Origin of the sequence: Paenibacillus qinlingensis (assembly GCF_031455095.1) — a bacterium.
Classification (GTDB): Bacteria; Bacillota; Bacilli; order Paenibacillales; family NBRC-103111; genus Paenibacillus_E; species Paenibacillus_E qinlingensis_A.
Window position 1 is genome coordinate 272,418 of the sequence record NZ_JAVDSB010000002.1, and the last position, 19,891, is coordinate 292,308.

A 19,891-nucleotide genomic window follows, 5' to 3' on the forward strand; every position below is an offset into this window, starting at 1 on the left:
TAAAGGAGCTAAGCGATGATACGCTTAGCTCCTTTGCTTTTGGTATTTTAAATCCCCTAGTTATCGATCGGTCATATGCGATACCAAATAAGGTTCTGCCATGAAACTATTTGTCCCAGATTTATGTTTCTCGTAAAAATAGCGTTACAAATGCTATTTCATTCGAAATGAGTGAAATTCAGCCATTTTGATGAAATAGCGCCCTGCCATAACGTTAATCACCCCAAATTTCTACCTGACGAGCAAATAAGGTGTTTTCGTAACGCTAAATATGTGAACGTCAGTATAGTGTGCTTACATTTTGAACTGTTGGACTTACTCTATCGCATCAAGCTGCTCCAATCAATTTCTAACGAATTCCCAGATTCCATGGAAGCATCCGCTCGAAATCCGACTAGGTGTCCGACGATGCTATGCTCCAAAGACGTGGAAAATTGGGCGGAAGTATCTCCTCGCACGACACGTACAAAATCTTCGACGAGCCGGTGATCACCGCCGCCATGCATATCCCGGCTGACCGGAATGTCGACCCGGTGCTCGCTATAAACGCCGCCTTCGCGCAGATGCGGGTGGCGCACTACGAAAGAGCCTTCCTCAAGCTCACCGTAAATCTCGCCCTTCGTTCCCGTAATATGCACGGTGCGACAGGCTTTCGCCGCTCCCCCCACCAGATTGTGAACAGCGGTGCTTCCGTTCTCAAATTCCATAATAACCGCCTGGTGATCGACAATGTCGTTATCACACCGCCATACGCAGCGGCCGAAAGGGTTGTCTGTGCGTAGACTCTCTAGCTTCTCATCGTCACTGAGCCGCACGCCGTCCAGGTAACGTGGCCACACGTAAACCGGCCACAGCGGCTGTTCTACGTACAGCTTTTTCGCCGAGTACACGCAGTTCTCTTCAATTGCGCAGTCGGTTAAGCAACGGGAGCCAGACCCTTCCGGAGCCCGCGACTCGCGAAAATACGAGCGGCCGCCATAGCTGCTCACCTTGACCGGCTTCACCTGTGATTGGAACCAGGTAACGAGGTCGAGGTCGTGACAGCATTTTTGCATGAGGAAGGACGAGCCTCCTCGCTCCTTGTTTGCGAATTTGCCACGAACGAACGCCGTGGCCATGTGGTGAAAGTCCACATTTTCCTCCGTCTGAATGTGAAGGATGTCCCCGATTGTCCCTGCCTCCAGCTCCCTTTTCAGCTCCACGTAAAACGGGGCATACCGCAGCACATGGCAGATCATGACTTTGCGGCCGTACGCTTGCGCCGTGCGATGCAGCTCCAGCACCTCGTCCTCTGCGATCCCGATCGGCTTCTCCAGCAGCAGGTCGTAGCCTTTCTGCAGCAATGGCAGGCTCGTCGACACGTGCTCGGCATCCAAGGTCCCGTTAATCACTGCGTCAGCTAGCTTCGGCCGTGCCACTAGCGCTTCCACATCGGCGAACACCATGTCCTCCGCCAAATCATAACGTTCAGCCGTATGCGCGCGCCGAAGCGGATTAGGGTCAATCACCCCAACTACCCGCATCTGATCCGGATGCTTCAGAGCATAGCTCGCGTAATTCATACTTCGGCTGCCTGCACCGACGATGATGACTTCTACTGGGTTATTTTCAGCTATCATAACTCTCTCCCTTTCTGCTTGACTCCGTAGCAATGCTTATCTCCCGATTGACTCTTTCACGAAGTCCTAGCAGCCATTCGGCATCTAACGGATACCGACTAAAGCTTATTGGCTCTGCCAGTTCCTCTTCAATCAACGCCAGCACGCGGTCACGCCCGACCAAGCTTTCCAGCAGCTGCAGCGCTCTAAGGTCCTGCAAACCCTCATAGAACACTTCCATGCGGATCGATTCTATCGGGCCTTCCTCCCCAGGATAGACCAGAAAGGCATCGCCAGATGGGAAGCTGCGGCCAGCATCCGTCACGCGATATGGATCGATCGCTTGCAGCGAATATTGTGTATTCCAGAAGTTATAGCCCCAATGCAAGAAGCCGGCAATCTGGAACTTATACAGCTGAACGCCGATGATTCGATTGCGGGCGGACGGCATGTTGAAGAATCGATTGGATACTTGCCGGTACTGCACGCAGCAGTAATACGTCCATAGATCTGGCACCCCCCGCTCGAGGAAGGGTTCGATGTGGTCGTTCGCTGGGATCGGCCCCTTCACAAGCCCCTGTTCATAGTATTCAACATTCGTCAACGCATCGATAATCGGAAAATCCCCCAAGTGTGCCTGCATCAACTCGCTTGCGCTGCGATACCAGGGCATATGTTCAAGCAAGGGCTCATCCGATATATGAAAATAACACCGATGCTCAAGGCCTTGCTCACGAAGGAACACCGTCAAAGCAGACAGGTACTGACCGAGGAACGACTTATACGCCTCTCCAGTCGCATCAGTCTCCCAACCGAAAATACGACGTTGCTCTTCCTGCTCCATCGCCACCACCTTCGGTGCGTGCTTCGCCCCCCATTGGGTGAACAGATGCGAAAATTCAAAATAGCGAATCCCAACCCGATCGCATAGCTCAATCCAACGCAGCAGCCGATCGAATCCAAATTCGTATGTGCTGTCTGCTTCCTTGCGAACATCCACAAGCTGGACCGTCGGGCGCTCGCCGCCAACCTGAGTATCCAGCGGTGGTGTGAAGTGCGGCGTGAGCACCATATTCATGCCGTGACGCACGGCAGTTTGCAGATACTGCTCAATCAGCTCCCAGTGTGCCTCACTAAACACTTCAACCCGATAGTAATTCGCCAAGCAGTCGGCATGAAACCACTCTGTGTGAATTAACGTCTGTGACGGCAGCACGGCAGGAATGACCGCTAGTTGAAAGCTCTCCTCGCCGAGCATCTCCCCCGTCATCGTTGCAAATTGCACCGTGATGGCATACTCTCCCGCTGAAGTCTCTTCATCCAACTCGACAGTGACCCATATGGATCTCCATTGATAATGGATCCCCACAACACCTCGTTCTCCATGGATAGGGTACAACGGATCGGGATAAAGGCCTGGTGTGACCCGCAGCACATTCTCGTCATGGCGGCGCTGGCAAGGGAGTTCTGAAGGTGCCAAGCCAACCTCTCGTAAAGTAATTGCTCCATCATGTAAGGTAGAACTGACGTTCACCAGAATCGGTTTGGTCAAAGCAGGCGCCCGATAAGCAATCTGAAAAGTAAACGTCTCCCCGCGTAAAGCGGAGCCTTGCGAATATGACGCATTCCGAAGTTCTTCGTCCGGAAACACTTTTACTAAGGAATGGAGACTGCGTGTCTCGAATTCAAATACATTCTGCATGTGAAATCCCCTTTGTCTCTTGACCTAGCATCAGCGTAACCCCCTGAAAAAGCAAAAGAAAGTGCAAGATTCGCACTTTCTTTCACCAAAACAATGAACAATTTGAACTTTTATGCACGATGAAGATTGTGAACCGAATTGTCTACAATGACAGCGATTTTTTGATGCGGTAATCCTTCGGTGTCGTACCGAAACGCTTTTTGAACAACTTGAAGAAATAGCTTGGCGAGCTAAATCCAACCTTCTCAGAGATCTCGTTCACCGGCAGGTTATTGTTCTCAAGCAGCATGACCGATTTCAACAGTCGAATTTCATTGATGTAATCCGCCACTGAGATCGTTTCCTGCTTTTTGAAAATCCGGCCGACATACGCTGATGACATCCGAAGCATATCGGCGATTTCTTGCAGGCTCAAATTCGGATTGGCGTAATTCGCCTGAATGACATCTTTAATCGTATCGATGATAAAATGGTCCTTCGACTCCGTCCCGCGTTTCTGATCCTCAAAAATCGCACTGAGGATGGCGCCGAACTCCGCAAAAATTTCGTCCAGCGTTTCCTTCTCGAATACGAGGCGATCGATGGAGCGAAGATCGATAAGCAGTGGTGACAGCTTGTTCTGGTTAATCTCACGGACCGTTTGTTTGATCAAGATGCCGATCTGAATAACCGACTGCACAACAGCGTCGGAGCTCATCCCAGCGATCAATTTGCGCAGGTGCTCCAGCTCCTGGACGACACTATCTGGATGGCTCGCCTTGATCGCCTCCGCAAATTTCCGCTCGAGCTCAAGTGGGATGTGAGCCTCAACATTGGCGAGGTTGCTCTTCACCATCTCCGGCGTGATCACAGAGCCGTGGCCAAAATTCATTTTGTAGAGATGGTAATCCAATGCTTTCTCATAACGTGACGTCAACTCGCGATAATGAGACGCGACATCCCCAAGCGCTGTCGTAAAGGTAACATGGTAGTAATCGCCGATAATCTGCTGAGCCTGCTGCAGTAGCTTGGTAATAGCTATGTAGCTTTCTTCCGGGCGCGCGCCAGCTTCAAAAACCAATACCAGGTGCTCTCCCCGAATGTCGACAATGTCTCCGCTCATCTCTTCCGGAATTACCTCTCGAATAATATTGGACAAGGCAAAATTCAGCAAATCCACATCCACACCGAGCATTTTTTCTTTCAAGTCTTCGTAACGATCGAGTTTAAGTACACCTACGATGCAAGCTTTTTCCAAATCAACGTTCACATATCCGCCTCGCACGCACTCGGCCCATTCCTCCGACGAAAAAGCACCGCTGTCTGTCACAAGCTTGCGCAGATAATAAGAGCGCATAATCGCTTCATTGCTATCGTGCTTCGTCTGCTCGGTCATTAGCTTCTCGATCAATTGATTGTAGATATGCGAAATGTAGCTGATCTCGTCCTGCTCGTTCGTCCGATCCGGTTCGCCGCCAGGGAGTCGCTTCGTCTGTTTGAGCAGACCATTAATCGGCGAGTACAGTCGGTTTGAGATGACCCAGGAGGCAACGACCGCAAGAACGAGACAGATAGCGGCGACTGTGATGAAGACAACCTTCAGCTGATCGACCGCTGCGAGCACGCCTACATAGGGTTCGACATCGAGGATCACCCAGTTGACCGAACGGTTCACAATGTAGTTCACGATCTGTTTCTTGTCGTTAGCCGTATATGTAAATTGAGAAACCTGGCGTTTGGAGGCATCAATCTGGCGATATACCTCGTTCTTCAGATCACCCAGATCTTGGTCAGCTTGAACGTCAGGACTGTACATTTCTTTATTCTGGTCCAAGACGAAAATCCGGTTGGCCCGGTTCGTAGACTGCCTGTTCATCAGCTCCAGCTTCTCAAACAGCCATTCTGGCTTGACATTGATAATCAGTGCGCTCTCTTTCTTCGTATATGCGTCTAAAGAGTCAAAAATAAACAGGGAGAATACTTGCTGCGAGCGCTCCGGATGCTTGAGATCAGGGACGTAGCGAAGCGGCATCATTTGCATTTTGAAAATTGGCTTACCGCCGCTCAGAAATTCACCGATTCCATTCATGAGATTGCTGGTTGAGCTCGTGATCGCGTCGTCACCACTGGTAAAGAACATGTTTCGCTTGCTATTGTAGATGACAATGGAGTGAATAAAGGAATTATACGCAATCGTCTTGGTCAATTTATTTATGCGGTTGGTATCTTCAAAAGTGTCCTGTTCGCCGCTAAATAGCAGATGGGCCATATCCGTATCGTAAAACATGGAGATCGCGAAATTTTTCACGGTGTCATTCATGTACGAGATGTTGTAGTTAATCTGAGAAAGGACTTTCTCGTTGGCTTCTTGCTGGGAATCTAAGCTAATCTTCTTCGAATACAAAAAAGCGGACAGCAAAGAGGCCAACATAACAGATATAATGAGCAGATTGATTGACAGAATGATACGCATGAAATATTTCCGTTCCCGATACTTCCGCAAGTAGTTATTCATCGGTGCATCCCCTCATCCACGAGTTCCCTTACAGTGCCAATCACCCCGGCATTCAATCCACGGTTAGCCTGATCTTTACATAATTCAACATGGAAGGCTTACTTCCTTTTCATAGATAGATACACCCCTCGGATAACCGAAGGGTGTACGCTGAGTAACAGGACCTGTGGTTAGTAATTACGCGTCAGCTGCAGATCCGTTATGACCGCCTTTGCATCAGGCCGCCCGGCGCTGGCGTATAACGCAATTCCCGCAAGAATGTTGGCGCCGTCCGGGAAGTTGACCGTCGTTTGGCCGAACATAATGTAATTGTTGCCGTCCAGATAATACCCTTTCACGACGTTCCCTTCCTTAGTCAACATGATCGGCATTAGGCGAGGCACCACACCAGTTGCAGCAGGTATGAGTTTCACGCCAGTTTTGTAATGGTTGATCAGATCAGTTGATCCCGAAGCTGCATTCCGGAACACAAGTCGGAGGATATCGCCTGCTCCATCCATACGGAACTCCGCATGCTCGGAACCAGCAGTGTCTTGCTCCCGGAACATAAGACCGATGGAGGCCGGGTCGTACGAGCTAAACTCAACATTCGCCTTCAGCGTCAGCTTGTTGCCTGCCGTATTGGAGTTAAGCACCGACTTATTCAGAAAGACGAAGTCGTCAGAGGTGCCCCAAATGTTATCCCCTTTGCCGACGAGTGTGTACGTATTCGTGGAGCTATTGAACGTCGTAAACCCGCTAGCATTCGTTCCGTATGCTTTGGCAGTGAAGTCCGTCACAGCAGGTGTGCCAACCGGATACACAGTGACGATTTGGCTCGTTGCTCTAGCGATATTCCCTTTACGTGCAATCGCGGTCACGGTCGTTTGACCTGGCCCCGCCGCCGTATAATTGACCGTTCCACCGGTGGAGCTGGTGATACTCACAACGCTAGGATCGTTCGAAGCAAATGTAATTGTCGCTCCTGACCAGCTAGCTGCACTACCGTTCTGAAGCGTGCCATTCAAGGTCAAGCTTCCTGTTGCTCCCGCTGTCGTGCTCGTTGCTGGCGAACCGACGAAAGCCACATCCTTCAGGTTCGTACCGTCGCTAAGCCCTGAATTGAACGGTGCAGATTCGATCAAGCCGGCGTCGTCAGCGAAGGAGAAATGGTTGGCATATGACTTGTTCTTGAAAATTTGTATGCGTGGTTTGATTGCGTTTCCGCCCGAATCCGTAAGCGATCCCGTTGTAAAATTCAACTCTTGGCGGACATACTTCCCACTGGTCGAAGCTACCGACACTTTCGGCATTGGCGATGCAGCTGCATCGTAATTCTCCGCCCCTAGTAAAATCGTTTCTGTCGAAACAGGTGTCGTTATATTTGGGTCCGTCGGGATGTTGTAGACCCAAGCGGAGAACGTATAGGCCGTATTCGGCTTAAGTCCTGAGATCGACTGTTCTACTCCATCGCCGGCCGTCGATCCGCCCGCAGGGCTGGCTCCGTCCCCAAGACGCAGCTTATTATTCTTGCCCCGGTTAATCCAATTCGGCTTAGCTGGCATTGGAGACGCAGGTACGGCATATTGCGTGTCAGAGCCGACTGTTGTTGCAGTTGCTGCCCAAGGAAGCCAATCATTCAACCCTTTCTCGAAGGCACTATTCTTAATACGGTTCATGTACGGCGTATCGATCAATTGCCAAGCCGGTGAAGACGGATAATTGGAGTGATTGTAAGACGGAATCCAGTTGGAACTGTTCGACCCACCACCAAACTCATAAGCCCCAGCGTCAGGTGCGGTACCGCCCCAAGTATATGTGCTGGTAATGCCTGCAATCGCCGCCCCGCTGTCAATCGCTGTGGAGCCTGTTTGCAGACGGAAATCATTGCCGTTGGCACCTGCCGGGTTTACGAAGTTCAGACCAACGGGCGAGATGGTGTTGTAGCCCTGGGCGACGGGTGTAGGAAACAGCTTACGATCCGAATCAATCGCAAAAGCCTTATCCGTCATAATGTTATTGTAAAAGCGTGTGCCGTAGAACTCATCTGGATATCCAGCCGCACCGTGAAACCCAATGCTCTTATCATTATTGACGATGGTGTTGTTGTAGGCGAGCTTGAAATTACCTGGCGCCCCCATCTGAATCCCCGTATCGTTGTTATAGATGACATTGTGATGAATGATCGCGTTCTCCGTGTAGTTGTCAAAATAGATGCCAACACTTGTGTCGTCCCCTTTGCTGTCGTGAATCCAGTTATGGTGGATTTCAGTGTTAGCAAGCTCGGATCCCCACGCGTAGATCAGGCCGCCGTCTCGGGAGAGCCTCATGCCCCGATTCATATCGTTGTAGCTGATCACTCCGCTACCTCCATAAATAGATAGCAGTCCTCTCCCGGAATCGCGGATCTCATTATGGTCGATCACGTTCTCGGTTCCGCTAGATAAACGGATGAGCGAATCGTGCGTGGCCATGAAACTACCGTCATGGATACTGTTGTTCACGACCCGATTGCCTTTGCCCGCGATATGAACCAACGTGCCAGTGGAATAGGCGATGGTACTGTTTTTTAGCTCATTGTAATCGCCTACCATATTGATGCCCCGTTCGCGTTGACTCTCGATCGACGTGCCATGGCTATAATCAGAGAAATACAAATACTCAGCTTTTACTTTGTCGAGCACATTGTAAGTAGACGGTGTGCTGCCGACCGTTCCCATCAAGATGTTCGCCGCCATCGTGCGAATGCCGGAGATCGTGATATAGGATTTACCTTTCAGATTGAAGGCGGTTTGACGCGTTTTGGCTTCAACATTAGCGGGTACGCCGCCAGAAGGAGCCCATAAGTAAAGGTGCGTCGCATCCGTATACCACTCGCTGGCCACGTCGAGCGCTCCCAATACGCCAGAAAGGAAATACGTACTTCCTTGCCGAGGCGAATAATACGATTGGTCGTTTGTGACCGGATTCATTGTAAGCGTTTTTGTCGCATTATTGAAAGCGGTAATTGTCGAAGTTTGCCCGGTGTAGGCGTCTCCTCCCCGCTCCCAGATCGAAGCTCCAACCCAATTGATGTTAGGCAACGTGCTATCTGTAACTGTATAATAGGTTGTCATATTCGTGGCTGATTCCATGTAAGCCATCTTGTCTTTTAACGCGTTTAAGTTATACGCTGTAATGTTAGGCCAGCGAGCCTCCCAAAGCAAGGTCGGATCTCCGTTCAGATAGCCGTTTGCATCCTTATTAACAACAAAGAACTGCTCCTCTGTCTCATCTAAAAGCGAGCTCCTCGTGTACGGCACTTTGTACACCGACGGTGTACCGGCGATTCCTGCGGATGCCCACGTTCCAGTGATCAAATCGGTACCACTAACCACGACGTTGGCGCCAGATGCTGCTTGTATTGTAATCGGCGAACCAGAGGTACCGCTATTTGTTGGTGTGATGGTTTCACGGTATATACCTGAGGCTATGAGGCAAGTGTCTCCTGGGCCTGCGATGCTGGCGCATTTCTGAATAGTACGGTACGGTTTCGTCGAACTTCCGTCATTAGGCGCACTATCACTGGCTCCTGCGGCTTGCGACACGTAGTAAGTAACTCCCGCTGCCGAAACCGGACCTGCTGGCAATCCTCCCATCACCATGGCAAAACTCATTGTAGCGATTAGACTTAAGCGGCATAAAGACTTTACTTTCATTAGTTAGCCTCCTTTTATAATCCATAATCGATACGAACTGTGTGTAGTCTTTTTTGTGTACTCTCCTTTCTGTTTAATAAATTAAAAACCCTGCAACGTATTCTGCAGAATTTGACGGAATCCTGGTATCTACTTAGCAAAAATCCTAAAGAGAAGGATTATTTCCAGAAATAGATACCATTTTTCCATTTATGTAGTTGTCAGCACGTAATTTATGCCAACAAATGCATCTGTTCTGCTCGAACTTCGCCACTTAGAGGGCGACCGTCGAGAAAAGCTCGTAGGTCGTTCACTACCGATTTCGCGATGCGGCCCATCCCGTTATTAACGGCGCCAGCAATATGCGGGGTTAGAATCACGTTCGGCAGATTACGAAACGGATGGTCCACTTGCGGTGGTTCTGGATCCGTGACATCGAGACAAGCGAACAATCTTCCCTTGCTTAATTCTGCTGCAAGAGCTTCCTCATCAATTACTGAACCGCGGGCTGTATTGATAAGCACGCAGTCGTCTTTCATCAGTGCTAGTCGTTCAGCGTTAAACATGTGATTCGTCTCAGGCAGCGATGGCAAATGAATCGAAATGACGTCGCTCTGACGCAGCAAGTCCTCAAGCTCAAGCTTCTGAGCACCCATCTCCCTAGCTCGCTCTTCGGAGACGAATGGATCGTACAGTGCGATCCTTACATCAAACTGGCGAAGCAGTTTAATATAATGAGAGCCCGCACGTCCTGCTCCCACAACTCCGACGGTAAGTCCATACACTTCACGCACGCGTGAACCGTCGCCCCAACCGCCAGCCGCTGTCTCCCGGCTGAGTCGCCACATGTCTTTCAGCGACACAATCGTAAAGCCGAGTGCTGTCTCAGCTACCCCTTGGCCAAGCGCTTCCGTCGCGTTGGATACACGGACCCCGCGCTGCCACAGCGCATCGGTCACGATAGGCTTAACCGTGCCTGCCGCATGGAGAACGAGCTTTAAATTCGGTGCGCTCTCAAGCACACGTTCCGTTAAAGCACAGCAGCCCCATGACGTGATAACAACATCTGCATCGGCAATGAGTGCACGTGCGTGCTCCTCCGTTGGGTTTACATTTTCTTCATTAAGTACAACTTCACCAATTTCGCGAAGCTGAGCTAATTGTTCAGAGCTAAATACGCGTTCACGCAAGTCTTTTCTTTGCAGTAGGACAATCTTCACTTCAAATCCTCCTCATTCTCTCTGTTCTCGGAAACCGAAAACCTTAACTTTCATATGTGTAAAAACCTGGGCTATTCCAGAAAAACATTGCTGTTTTAGGGAGATAGCCCAGGTAATTCATACATTTGTTAGCCTAGCTTATTTCTTCTTGCCGTTCGCCACTAACCATGCATCAAGTTGTTTTTGACGCTCAGCTACGATTTTATCGGCGCCAGCTTTCTGCAGCTTCTCTTCATAGATCGGCAAGTACTTATCCGTATCGAGAGTACCCGTCGCTAGACCCTGTAAATACTCATCTTGTACTGCTTTGACGTTCGCTGTTTCTGTCTTGACTGGTTCCGAATTGAAGACAAATCCATTAAGCTGGGAAACTTCAGCTTCCGCATTAACCTTCGCCGTTTGCTCTAGCTTGTCAGCTGGTGAGCCTTCTGGCAAATACTCGTTGATGATGCTGCCGAAGATCCAGTCCGTGTTCGTGAAGTAGCCTGCTTCTTGGTTGATTTTGATGAAATTGCCTGTCGTTTTCGTGTAATGCTTGCCTTCAATACCGTATACAAGCGTGTTATACAATTGCTTATCGGTATTAACCAGTTCCAAGAACATCATAGCTCTCTCTGGATTTTTGGAAGTACGGGAGATCGCGTTCATTGTGCTAGCTGCACCGGTAAAGGTTGCTTTAGCCAGTGGTACGAGCACGACGTCATTTCCACCTGCTGTTGCTTTGAACTCAACCTCAGAGCCTGGCTTGCCAGTAAAATCGAACCAGACTGCTGTTGTGCCTTTGTTGTAAGCGTCTGCTGCACTTTTTAGTGTTGCAGCATCTTTATTAATGTAACCTTTCGTGAACCAGGAGTTCGCCAGTTTGAATTGGGCTTTCATTTCAGTTGTCACTTCTGGTAGGGTTTTGAACGTTGGATCGTTTTTGTAAACATTACCCTTCGTATCAATGTTGTAGAGAGCACCTTGATACCATCCTTTTTGGGTCCCGAAAGGTGTGATTCCAGGCTCGTTATCCTTGATCTGTTTCAGGAATGGCTCGAGGTCTTCCATTTTCTTAATCGTGTTAACATCCAATTTGTATTTATCTACAAAACGCTTCTGTATGACCACTCCTAAACGTTGTGCGGAGATTTGATAGTTGGGTACCGCATAGATTTTGCCGTCTAACTTCGCATCATTCCAGAATTTCTCTTCTAATGATTTGTAAAGCTTCTGGCCTTGATTCTTCAACAAATCATCGATTGGCTGGAATACACCTTTCTTCTGATTTTGTTCAAATTTAAACGACCAGTTCGACGTCCAGATAATATCCGTTACTTCGTTAGCAGCTACAATCGTGTTCATCTTCTGCTCATACGTACCGAAGTCAATCGGCATCAACTTGATTGTTGCATTAATTTTCTCTTGCGTAATCTTATTAACAGCATCATTCACCAGTTGTAAATCTGGATTAGCTTTGTTCTGTGGGTAGTACCAAGTCAGTTCGACTGGGTCAAGCTTTTTAGGGGCTGCCGTTGCAGATGCAGCAGGTGCTGTAGAGCTCGATGGGGAAGGCGTGCTAGTGTTGTCTGTACTACTGCCGCATGCAGTTACGGCAAGGGCAAGCGCGGAACTAACTGCGAGTGTGGACATCCACTGAAACCGTGTATTTATAATCTTTTTCAATGAAAAAACCTCCCTTAATCTAATTATCAAGCTTATTTATGAAAGCGGATGTGAAAAAGCCGATTCCTACACCTTTGTTTCCCCTCCTTTCTAACTTTCCCCATCCGAGGCTTGCAACTTAACCTTTAATAGCGCCAATCGTTAGTCCCTTAACGAAAAACCGTTGAAAGAACGGGAATACCAACAACATCGGACCAGCGGATAGAACAGCTACTGCAAATTTAGAAGCCGTCTTCGGAAAATCTGCCATATCAGCACCCAGCGTAACCATCGCTGTGGCGAACTCGGGACGCGATGTGATGAAGTCAAGTGTGTTGATGGTCCTCACGAGCAGCAACTGAAGCGGAACCAGTTTCTCGTTGTTGATAAACAAAAGTGCGTTGAACCATTCATTCCAATAGTTAAACATGATAAACAATCCCAATGTAGCGAGTGCGGGCTTCGAGAGCGGTAGGATCAGTGCCGTGTAAATTCGCCATTCACGCGCTCCCTCCACTTTCGCCGACTCAATAATTTCGGTCGGGATTTTGGCCATGAAACCCTTCATAATCAATACGTAAAATGGACTGAGTAAACCAGGCACGATAAGTGCCCATATGGAATCTTTTATATGTAAGATCTGGGTCATCATAATGTAGAACGGCACAAGACCACCGTTGAACAGCATGGTGAAAAACACATAGAATGATGTTGCTCGCTGCAGACCATAATCCCGCCTCGACAGCACATAGCCCATCGTAGAGGTTAGAATTAGACTAATGCATGTGCCAATGACAGCGACGATAATTGTCACACCGTAGGCACGTAGGATCGTTTCCGGCGTTTTTAGAAAGTAATGGTACGCTGCAACGCTGAACTGATCCGGAATAAGGCGGAAGCCTTGATGCAGAATCGACTGTTCATCAGAAAACGAGATTACGATTACGAGGGCAAATGGAACCAGCATTGCGATCGTGAGCAAAATGAATATGGTATGTATGATGAGTTGGCTCCATACCGCTTTGGACTGTTGGACTACCACAATTGTTCCCTCCTTAGAACAGAGAATTGTCCTCATTAATTCGTCTAACGATTAAATTGGCGCTGACTACGAGAACAAAACCGACAAACGACTGGTACAAACCTACGGCTGATGCCATACTAACGTCCGCAAGTTCACTGAGCGCCCGATAGATGTACGTATCGATAATATCCGTAGTCGAATACGTCGCCCCGATGTTGTTCGGGATGAAAAAATGTAAGCCGAAGTCGCCTCGGAACATATTCCCGATACTGAGGATTAACAGGATAATAATGAGCGGAGTCAGCTGCGGGATCGTAATATTCGTTACCATCTGCATCCGCTTAGCGCCGTCTATTCGCGCCGCTTCATACAACTCTCCATCAATCCCGAGAATACCAGCGTAGTACACCATCGCCGAAAAACCGATCGCTTTCCACAAATGCACAATGTTTAGAATGTAGGGCCAATATTGGGATTCGAAGTACCACGAAATCTTTTCCATGCCTGCTGACGCTAGCAAGCTGTTGATAAATCCATTTTCATGATCAAGAAACGCCTGAGTAATGTAGCTCATAACGACCCATGAGAGAAAAAAGGGCAATATCAACGATGTCTGATAAATTTTAAGCCACTTTTTTGCAATTTCATTGAGAAGAATGGCTACGGTGAGTGCTGCAATCGTCGTAAGTAACATATAACCCAGGTTATACAAGACCGTGTTGCGGGTGATTCGAAATGCGGTTTCGCTTGTAAACAGAAACTCGAAGTTTTTGAATCCAACCCAATCACTTCCCAAAATGCCCTTGTCATACTTATAATTTTTGAAAGCTATGACGACCCCGAACATTGGTATGTACGCCATGATAAAAATATAGATGACTGCGGGAAGCGAGAGCGTAAACAGTTCGATGTTCCTGCCAAAAAACCGGAATGCCTTCTTGCGCTTCATAAGATGTCTTCCTCCTTGCCTGTAAGCGATTTGCTTGGCTTGCTGCCTGAGATCAATTTATCTGAAATAACACCTATAAAACAGTGCAAAAACTGTACTTTTATCGCCACTTTGAGTAAACGATCTGCATTTTACTAACTGAAGTTCGAGCAGGCCTTGTATACTCCGTGGGCTTGGGCAGGGGTTACCTCGTGCATACGCCAAAAAAGGCCGAGAACCGCACAGTGTGATCGCACTGTCGTTCTCAGCCTTTATTTGGATATGCTTGCTTGCGGTTATTTCGTCCCTTTCGCTTTCAGCCAGTCGTCAAGCTGCCTTTGTTTCTCAGCCCTGATTACTTCACTGCCGGCCCTTTTCAGCTTCTCTTCATAGATCAGCATAAACTTCGCGGGATCGACCGTTCCAGTGGCGAGCGCTGCATAATACTCGTCATTGACAGCTTTCACATTGGCAAGTTCCGCCTTCAAGTCATCGGTTCGGAACACAAAGTCGTAGTAAGGGGATACCTCCGCCTCTTCGTTGATGCGAACAGTCTGTTCGATCTTATCCGCTGGCGCTCCCTCTGGCAAATATTCGTTACGGATGTTGCCGAATACCCAATCCGTGTTCGTGAAGTACCCAGAATCCACATTCAGCTTGACGTAGTTTCCGTCACCTCGCTTATAGTGTTTTCCTTCAATCCCATAAACAAGCGTATTGTACAACTGCTTATCGGTGTTCACCAGCTCGAGCAGCTGCATCGCTTTCTCTGGATGCTTCGACGTCCGGCTGATCGCGTTCATCGAGCTGACTGCTCCGTTGAATGACGGCTTCGCCAGGGGAACTAGCACGACGTCGAAGCCGCCGCCGCCGGCCTTAAACTCCGCTTCGGAACCCGGCTTCCCCGTAAAATCGAACCAAACAGCCGTGTTGCCCTTATTGTAGACGTCCGCAGCGTTCTTCAGTGTAGCGGCGTCCTGATTAATATATCCTTTGTCGTACCAGGAGTGGGCCAAAGCAAAGTTTTGTCTCATTTCCGGTGTAACATCAGGAAGTACTCGGTGGTTCGCATCGCCCTGATAAACGGACACACGCCAGTCGATGCCATAGATGTGGTTCATAAAGAAGCCTCTTGTCGTACCGAAAGGGATAATGCCCGGCTCACCTTCTTTCAGCTGCTTTAAGAAAGGTTCGATATCGTCGATTTTACGGATCGCACTTAGATTGAGCTTGTATTTATCGACGAACCGCTTCTGAATGACCAAGCTCGGGCGCATAGCGGCAATTTGGTAGTTCGGCACGGCAAGCTGCTTGCCATCTAGCTTACCGTCATTCCAGAATCGCGGAGACATCGATGCGCGAAGTTTCTGTCCATAGCGCTGCAACAACTCGTCCAGCGGCTGGAATACGCCCTTTCTGGCATTGGCGTCCCACGAGAACAGCCAGTTCGAGGTCCAGACAATATCCATGGGATCGCTTGCCGCTACGAGCGTATTCAATTTCTGCTCGTAGTTCGCGAAATCGACGGGCTGCAGCTTGACACTTGCATGGATTTTATCCTTGATCAGCCTATTGACTTCGGCATTCACGAGATGTAAGTCGGTACTGGCCTTATTCTGCGGATAATACCAGATCAGCTCATCCACCTCAGTGCCGCCTCCGCCACCTTCTTGCTGTAACTTCGTGCAGCCGCTCGCGACAAACATCAAGAACACAACTAAGCTCAGAACAGCAAACAACATAAAACGATGACCTAGAACCTCGCCCCGGATTATCCCAACGTTTATCTTGTTCATGGCCATTCTCCCCTCTCCCACTTCGATCTTCCGTTCACTACCCCTATTATATCTTATTATCTAAAGAGGCATAAACAGTTTCGAGGTAAACAACTGACACTTGCTCCGCTTCTCTTTATATTCGCATAAACAGGGAGCAGCTTCCAGTCGTATCCACATACATATTCTTTGGATTTTTAATCCATATTATAGATATGTTGGTATTAAAGGAAGGGAAATAAGTTGAAAACCATTATAAAACCGTCCCATGAGAAAACAAGGAAAGAAGTTAATATTGAAAAGACTCTTGCAACATTAGAGGGTAGTTTCGACCTTGTTCACCGTTCATTTCATCACAATGATACTCATATTATCTATTTAAATTCATTGGTAGACGCCAACACATTAGAGTGGGAAATCCTTTCACCCTTACGAGAACTGTCATTTACTGATTTCGAAAGGTCGGTACAACAATCACTTTTTAAACCTGTAACGAATCAAGAGGAAGTTGTCCAAGGCATATTAGACGGTAATGTGACATTGTTCACTGAGGAGAATACGTATTTAATCAATGTGTCTGGATTCGAGGAACGTGCCCTATCACAATCTGAAACAGAAACTGTCATCAGTGGGCCACATGACTCCTTTAATGAAGCATTAAAAACAAATGTATCGTTGATAAGAAGAAGGGTCAGAAGTTCTCGCTTAAAAATGATTACGTTATCTGTCGGGGAACTATCCAGAACGAAAGTTCTACTCATCTATATTGAGGGTCTTGCAAACATGGATGTTGTCAATCAACTTCAAGAAAGAATTCAATCCATTAAAGTTGATTCCATAACGGACTCCAATGTATTGGTTCAAAAGTTAGATGATCATAAAAGCTCACCTTTCCCTCAATTTTATACCACGGAAAGGCCAGACATTGCGGTGACAAAACTTTATGCCGGAAAGGTAATTGGACTTGTCGATGATAGCCCCAACATTTTTTGTACACCTTCCACTTTCTTTGATTTTTTCGAGTCATCTGATGATTATAATCAGCGTTGGTCTATTGGTACAGCGGTTAGGATTCTACGATACTTTGCTTTGTTTATTACCTTAATACTCACAGCTTTTTATGTCTCTATATGCACGTTTCATTACGAAATGATTCCGCAATCCCTTCTACAAAGCCTTATGCAATCTAGAAGTAGAGTCCCTTTTCCTCCTTTCGTTGAAGCTATGTTTTTAGAAATCGTCATTGAGCTTTTAAGAGAGGCGGGCGCGAGACTGCCTACAAAAATTGGTCAAACAATTGGCGTGGTAGGCGGAATTGTCATCGGCCAAGCAGCTGTTGAAGCTGGAGTTACCAGTAATATCTTAATCATTGTTGTTTCTGTATCAGCCATAGCCTCATTCATCGTACCAAGTTATATGATGAGTTCTTCCGTAAGAATCGTTCGGTTCCTATTTATTGTAATGGCAGGCGCCCTGGGCAATATCGGTATTTTTTTCGCGTTAGGAATTGTCGTTATCCACTTAACCGGAATAAGAAACGTATCCTCACCTTATATCAATCTTGATTCTCCTGCCTTCTTCAAAAATTGGATGGACCGTATGGCTAGAAAACTTTTTTTTAAACATAAAAAGGGGCAACCGTGAAAATGAGAGGAATGAATGGTGAGAATATGAAAGCACGGCTCCATCCCCTTCAACTGTCTATATTCATCTATAGCATCCAAAATAGCCTTGTCTTGTATACGTTACCGCGATTAACTGCCCAGTATTTTGGCACGAATGGCTGGTTAAGTCTTATTTTCATTTTCATACTTGTGAATATGAATATTGGGTTGATTGCAATAAGTTATAAGCTGGGCAAAGGAAGATCCATTTTTGAAATCATTGAAGTAACAGTTCCCCGATGGGTCATGGTCCCCTTCTATTTGTTTATCATCGGTGTTTGGATTGGAATGGCCAGCATGATAATGAGGGAATATATCTTCATCATGAAATTAATGTTTTATCCAACATTACCTGCCATATTTTTTGTCATCTTCTTTAGCCTACTTAGTTTTCAACTCTTACGAGGTGGATTTCACCATATTGTTAAAGCCATTGTGGTTTTATTTTTCTTCGTGATTCCAATGATCTTTTTACTCTTTTATTTGACACCAGAATTTGAATTCGCACGTTTCACACCTTTCTTTTTTAAAGGTGGAACCGATTTTTTTAAGGGGACCCTTCAAGTTTATTCCGCTTTTTTAGGTATTGAAGTCTCCATGCTTTTTTTTCCTATCGTAGAAAATAAATGGACCAAAACTCTCTTTATTGGCAATTTCCTCTCAACATTCACCAATTTACTTGTCTCCTTTATGTGCTTTGGCTTTTTTAGCTTCAATCAAATCTTAAATGATCTATACCCCGTTATGACCTTGTTTGAATATACGGAAGTTTCTTTCCTTTCACGTGCCGAAAATCTTTGTTTTTGTGTTTTTTCCTTTAAGGTACTTTCGACAGCTATCATCTATTATTGGGGAGCTCAGCAATTTTTGGGGAATATGATGAAGAGTGTAAAACCTACGGTTTGGATAATAATCATTGTAACAATGGGATTTATACTTGCATTGCTTCCTGATTCGATGTTGGATGTTAAAAAATGGTTGACCCTATTGAGTAATTGTTCAATCGGAATTGCTTGGGCATTGCCTCTATTCGTATTGGGCAACTTGTCTATCCAAATTCTTAAAAAAAGGATGCCTAGGGAGACAGAACATGCAAAATAAAAGACTTGTAGGGATCGGACTATGCTGTTTGTTACTAACAGGTTGTGCAGAGAAGAATATTATTGAAGACTTAGCCATACTAGAAGCTGGTGCTTACGATTTGTCGGAAAGTGCTGACAATCCCCTTACTACAACAGTCCTTTTCCCCACGGTTACGAAAGAAGGAAAGGTCGATACCATGACGCTTACTGCTAATGGTAAATCCGTTCATGATACTTTCCTTAAAATTCAAAATTTAACTAATTTAAAACTAGTCGGTGGACAGGGTACAATTCTTTTTGGTGAGGAACTTTTGAAAAAAGGTCTTATTTCTGTTGTGAAATCATTTACAAGGGATCCTGAAATCGGTACGCGCGTTAAATTTGCTATTGTCGAGGGAAATGCAGGAAAATTGCTTAAAAAAAAGTTACGCTCTGTCGAAGATAATGCGGAATATCTTTACACGTTCTTGGATAAAGCCGGCAAACTAAATAAAGCTTTAACTACAAATCAATATCGTTTTTTAAGAGATTATTATGACGATGGCATTGATCCGGTACTGCCTGTCTTTTCATCTGAAGGCGACAACTTTGAATTAAAAGGATTGGGTATTTTTAAAAAAGATCACTATATTACGCACCTATCCTTAAGTGAAACACAGATCCTTAATTTACTATTAGGTAACATCAAACATGGCAGATTAATGATTAATATGGAAGAGATAGGGGACCATTTTCAGCTTTTGTTAAATAGCGTTCATTCTAAAAATGATAAGAACATGAATTCAGGAAATATGTCGGTTGAAATCCGATTAGATGTAAAAGGGAGCGTCCTTGAATACACTGGTACCATGGATTTAAGTCAAGAGAAGTATCAAAAAGAACTCGAAACACAGGTTGAAAAATATCTAATAACTAGTTCACAAAAACTGTTAACCAAATTACAAAACTATCAGACAGATCCTATCGGCATAGGAAAGGTGGTACGCAATCATTCATCCTATGAAAAGTGGACCCATATGAACTGGAATATGATTTACCCCAACTTACCGATAACTGTAAAAGCAAAAGTTGATCTTGTTAATATTGGAAAATCAAAGTGAAAGG

12 protein-coding genes are annotated in these 19,891 nt (G+C 46.6%); 3 read left to right on the top strand and 9 right to left on the bottom strand.

Annotation, left to right across the window (positions count from 1 at the left end; genetic code table 11):
* Window positions 1-320: 320 nt before the first annotated feature.
* The 9 genes from J2736_RS09135 to J2736_RS09175 all read right to left on the bottom strand — a co-directional run bounded on the left by J2736_RS09135 (window position 321) and on the right by J2736_RS09175 (window position 16,062).
* Window positions 321-1,619 (bottom strand): Gfo/Idh/MocA family protein, encoded by a 1,299-nt coding sequence (locus J2736_RS09135; protein ID WP_310225689.1) that lies wholly within the window; start codon window positions 1,617-1,619, stop codon window positions 321-323.
* A complete protein-coding gene (locus tag J2736_RS09140; RefSeq protein ID WP_310225691.1) occupies window positions 1,609-3,300 on the bottom strand; it encodes a DUF4091 domain-containing protein in 1,692 nt (563 codons plus the stop codon). Before J2736_RS09140 ends, J2736_RS09135 begins: the two co-directional genes overlap by 11 nt.
* 142 nt (window positions 3,301-3,442) lie before the next feature.
* On the bottom strand, window positions 3,443-5,794 hold the full coding sequence (locus J2736_RS09145) for an AraC family transcriptional regulator (RefSeq protein ID WP_310225692.1): 2,352 nt from the start codon (window positions 5,792-5,794) through the stop codon (window positions 3,443-3,445).
* A gap of 170 nt (window positions 5,795-5,964) precedes the next feature.
* The gene (locus J2736_RS09150; protein WP_310225694.1) at window positions 5,965-9,471 is read right to left on the bottom strand and encodes a right-handed parallel beta-helix repeat-containing protein; all 3,507 of its coding nucleotides are present in this window, start codon (window positions 9,469-9,471) and stop codon (window positions 5,965-5,967) included.
* A 212-nt stretch (window positions 9,472-9,683) separates the two neighbouring features.
* The gene (locus tag J2736_RS09155) at window positions 9,684-10,670 is read right to left on the bottom strand and encodes a hydroxyacid dehydrogenase (protein WP_310225696.1); all 987 of its coding nucleotides are present in this window, start codon (window positions 10,668-10,670) and stop codon (window positions 9,684-9,686) included.
* Window positions 10,671-10,808: 138 nt separating this feature from the next.
* The gene (locus tag J2736_RS09160; protein ID WP_310225698.1) at window positions 10,809-12,335 is read right to left on the bottom strand and encodes an ABC transporter substrate-binding protein; all 1,527 of its coding nucleotides are present in this window, start codon (window positions 12,333-12,335) and stop codon (window positions 10,809-10,811) included.
* A 118-nt stretch (window positions 12,336-12,453) separates the two neighbouring features.
* Entirely contained in the window at window positions 12,454-13,356 is a 903-nt protein-coding gene (locus J2736_RS09165; protein ID WP_310225700.1) for a carbohydrate ABC transporter permease, read from the bottom strand.
* Between the two features lie 13 nt (window positions 13,357-13,369).
* The gene (locus J2736_RS09170; RefSeq protein WP_310225702.1) at window positions 13,370-14,287 is read right to left on the bottom strand and encodes an ABC transporter permease; all 918 of its coding nucleotides are present in this window, start codon (window positions 14,285-14,287) and stop codon (window positions 13,370-13,372) included.
* A gap of 275 nt (window positions 14,288-14,562) precedes the next feature.
* A complete protein-coding gene (locus J2736_RS09175) occupies window positions 14,563-16,062 on the bottom strand; it encodes an ABC transporter substrate-binding protein (RefSeq protein WP_310225704.1) in 1,500 nt (499 codons plus the stop codon).
* A 222-nt stretch (window positions 16,063-16,284) separates the two neighbouring features.
* Here J2736_RS09175 and J2736_RS09180 point away from each other — a divergent pair, with 222 nt between their 5' ends.
* Genes J2736_RS09180 through J2736_RS09190 form a run of 3 tightly spaced genes read left to right on the top strand, consistent with a single transcriptional unit; the run spans window position 16,285 to window position 19,887 of the window.
* Window positions 16,285-17,685: a spore germination protein gene (locus tag J2736_RS09180; RefSeq protein ID WP_310225706.1), complete on the top strand. Its 1,401-nt coding sequence runs from the start codon at window positions 16,285-16,287 to the stop codon at window positions 17,683-17,685.
* 2 nt (window positions 17,686-17,687) lie between these two features.
* A complete protein-coding gene (locus tag J2736_RS09185; protein WP_310225707.1) occupies window positions 17,688-18,806 on the top strand; it encodes a GerAB/ArcD/ProY family transporter in 1,119 nt (372 codons plus the stop codon).
* Entirely contained in the window at window positions 18,796-19,887 is a 1,092-nt protein-coding gene (locus J2736_RS09190; RefSeq protein ID WP_310225709.1) for a Ger(x)C family spore germination protein, read from the top strand. Before J2736_RS09185 ends, J2736_RS09190 begins: the two co-directional genes overlap by 11 nt.
* Window positions 19,888-19,891 lie beyond the last annotated feature (4 nt).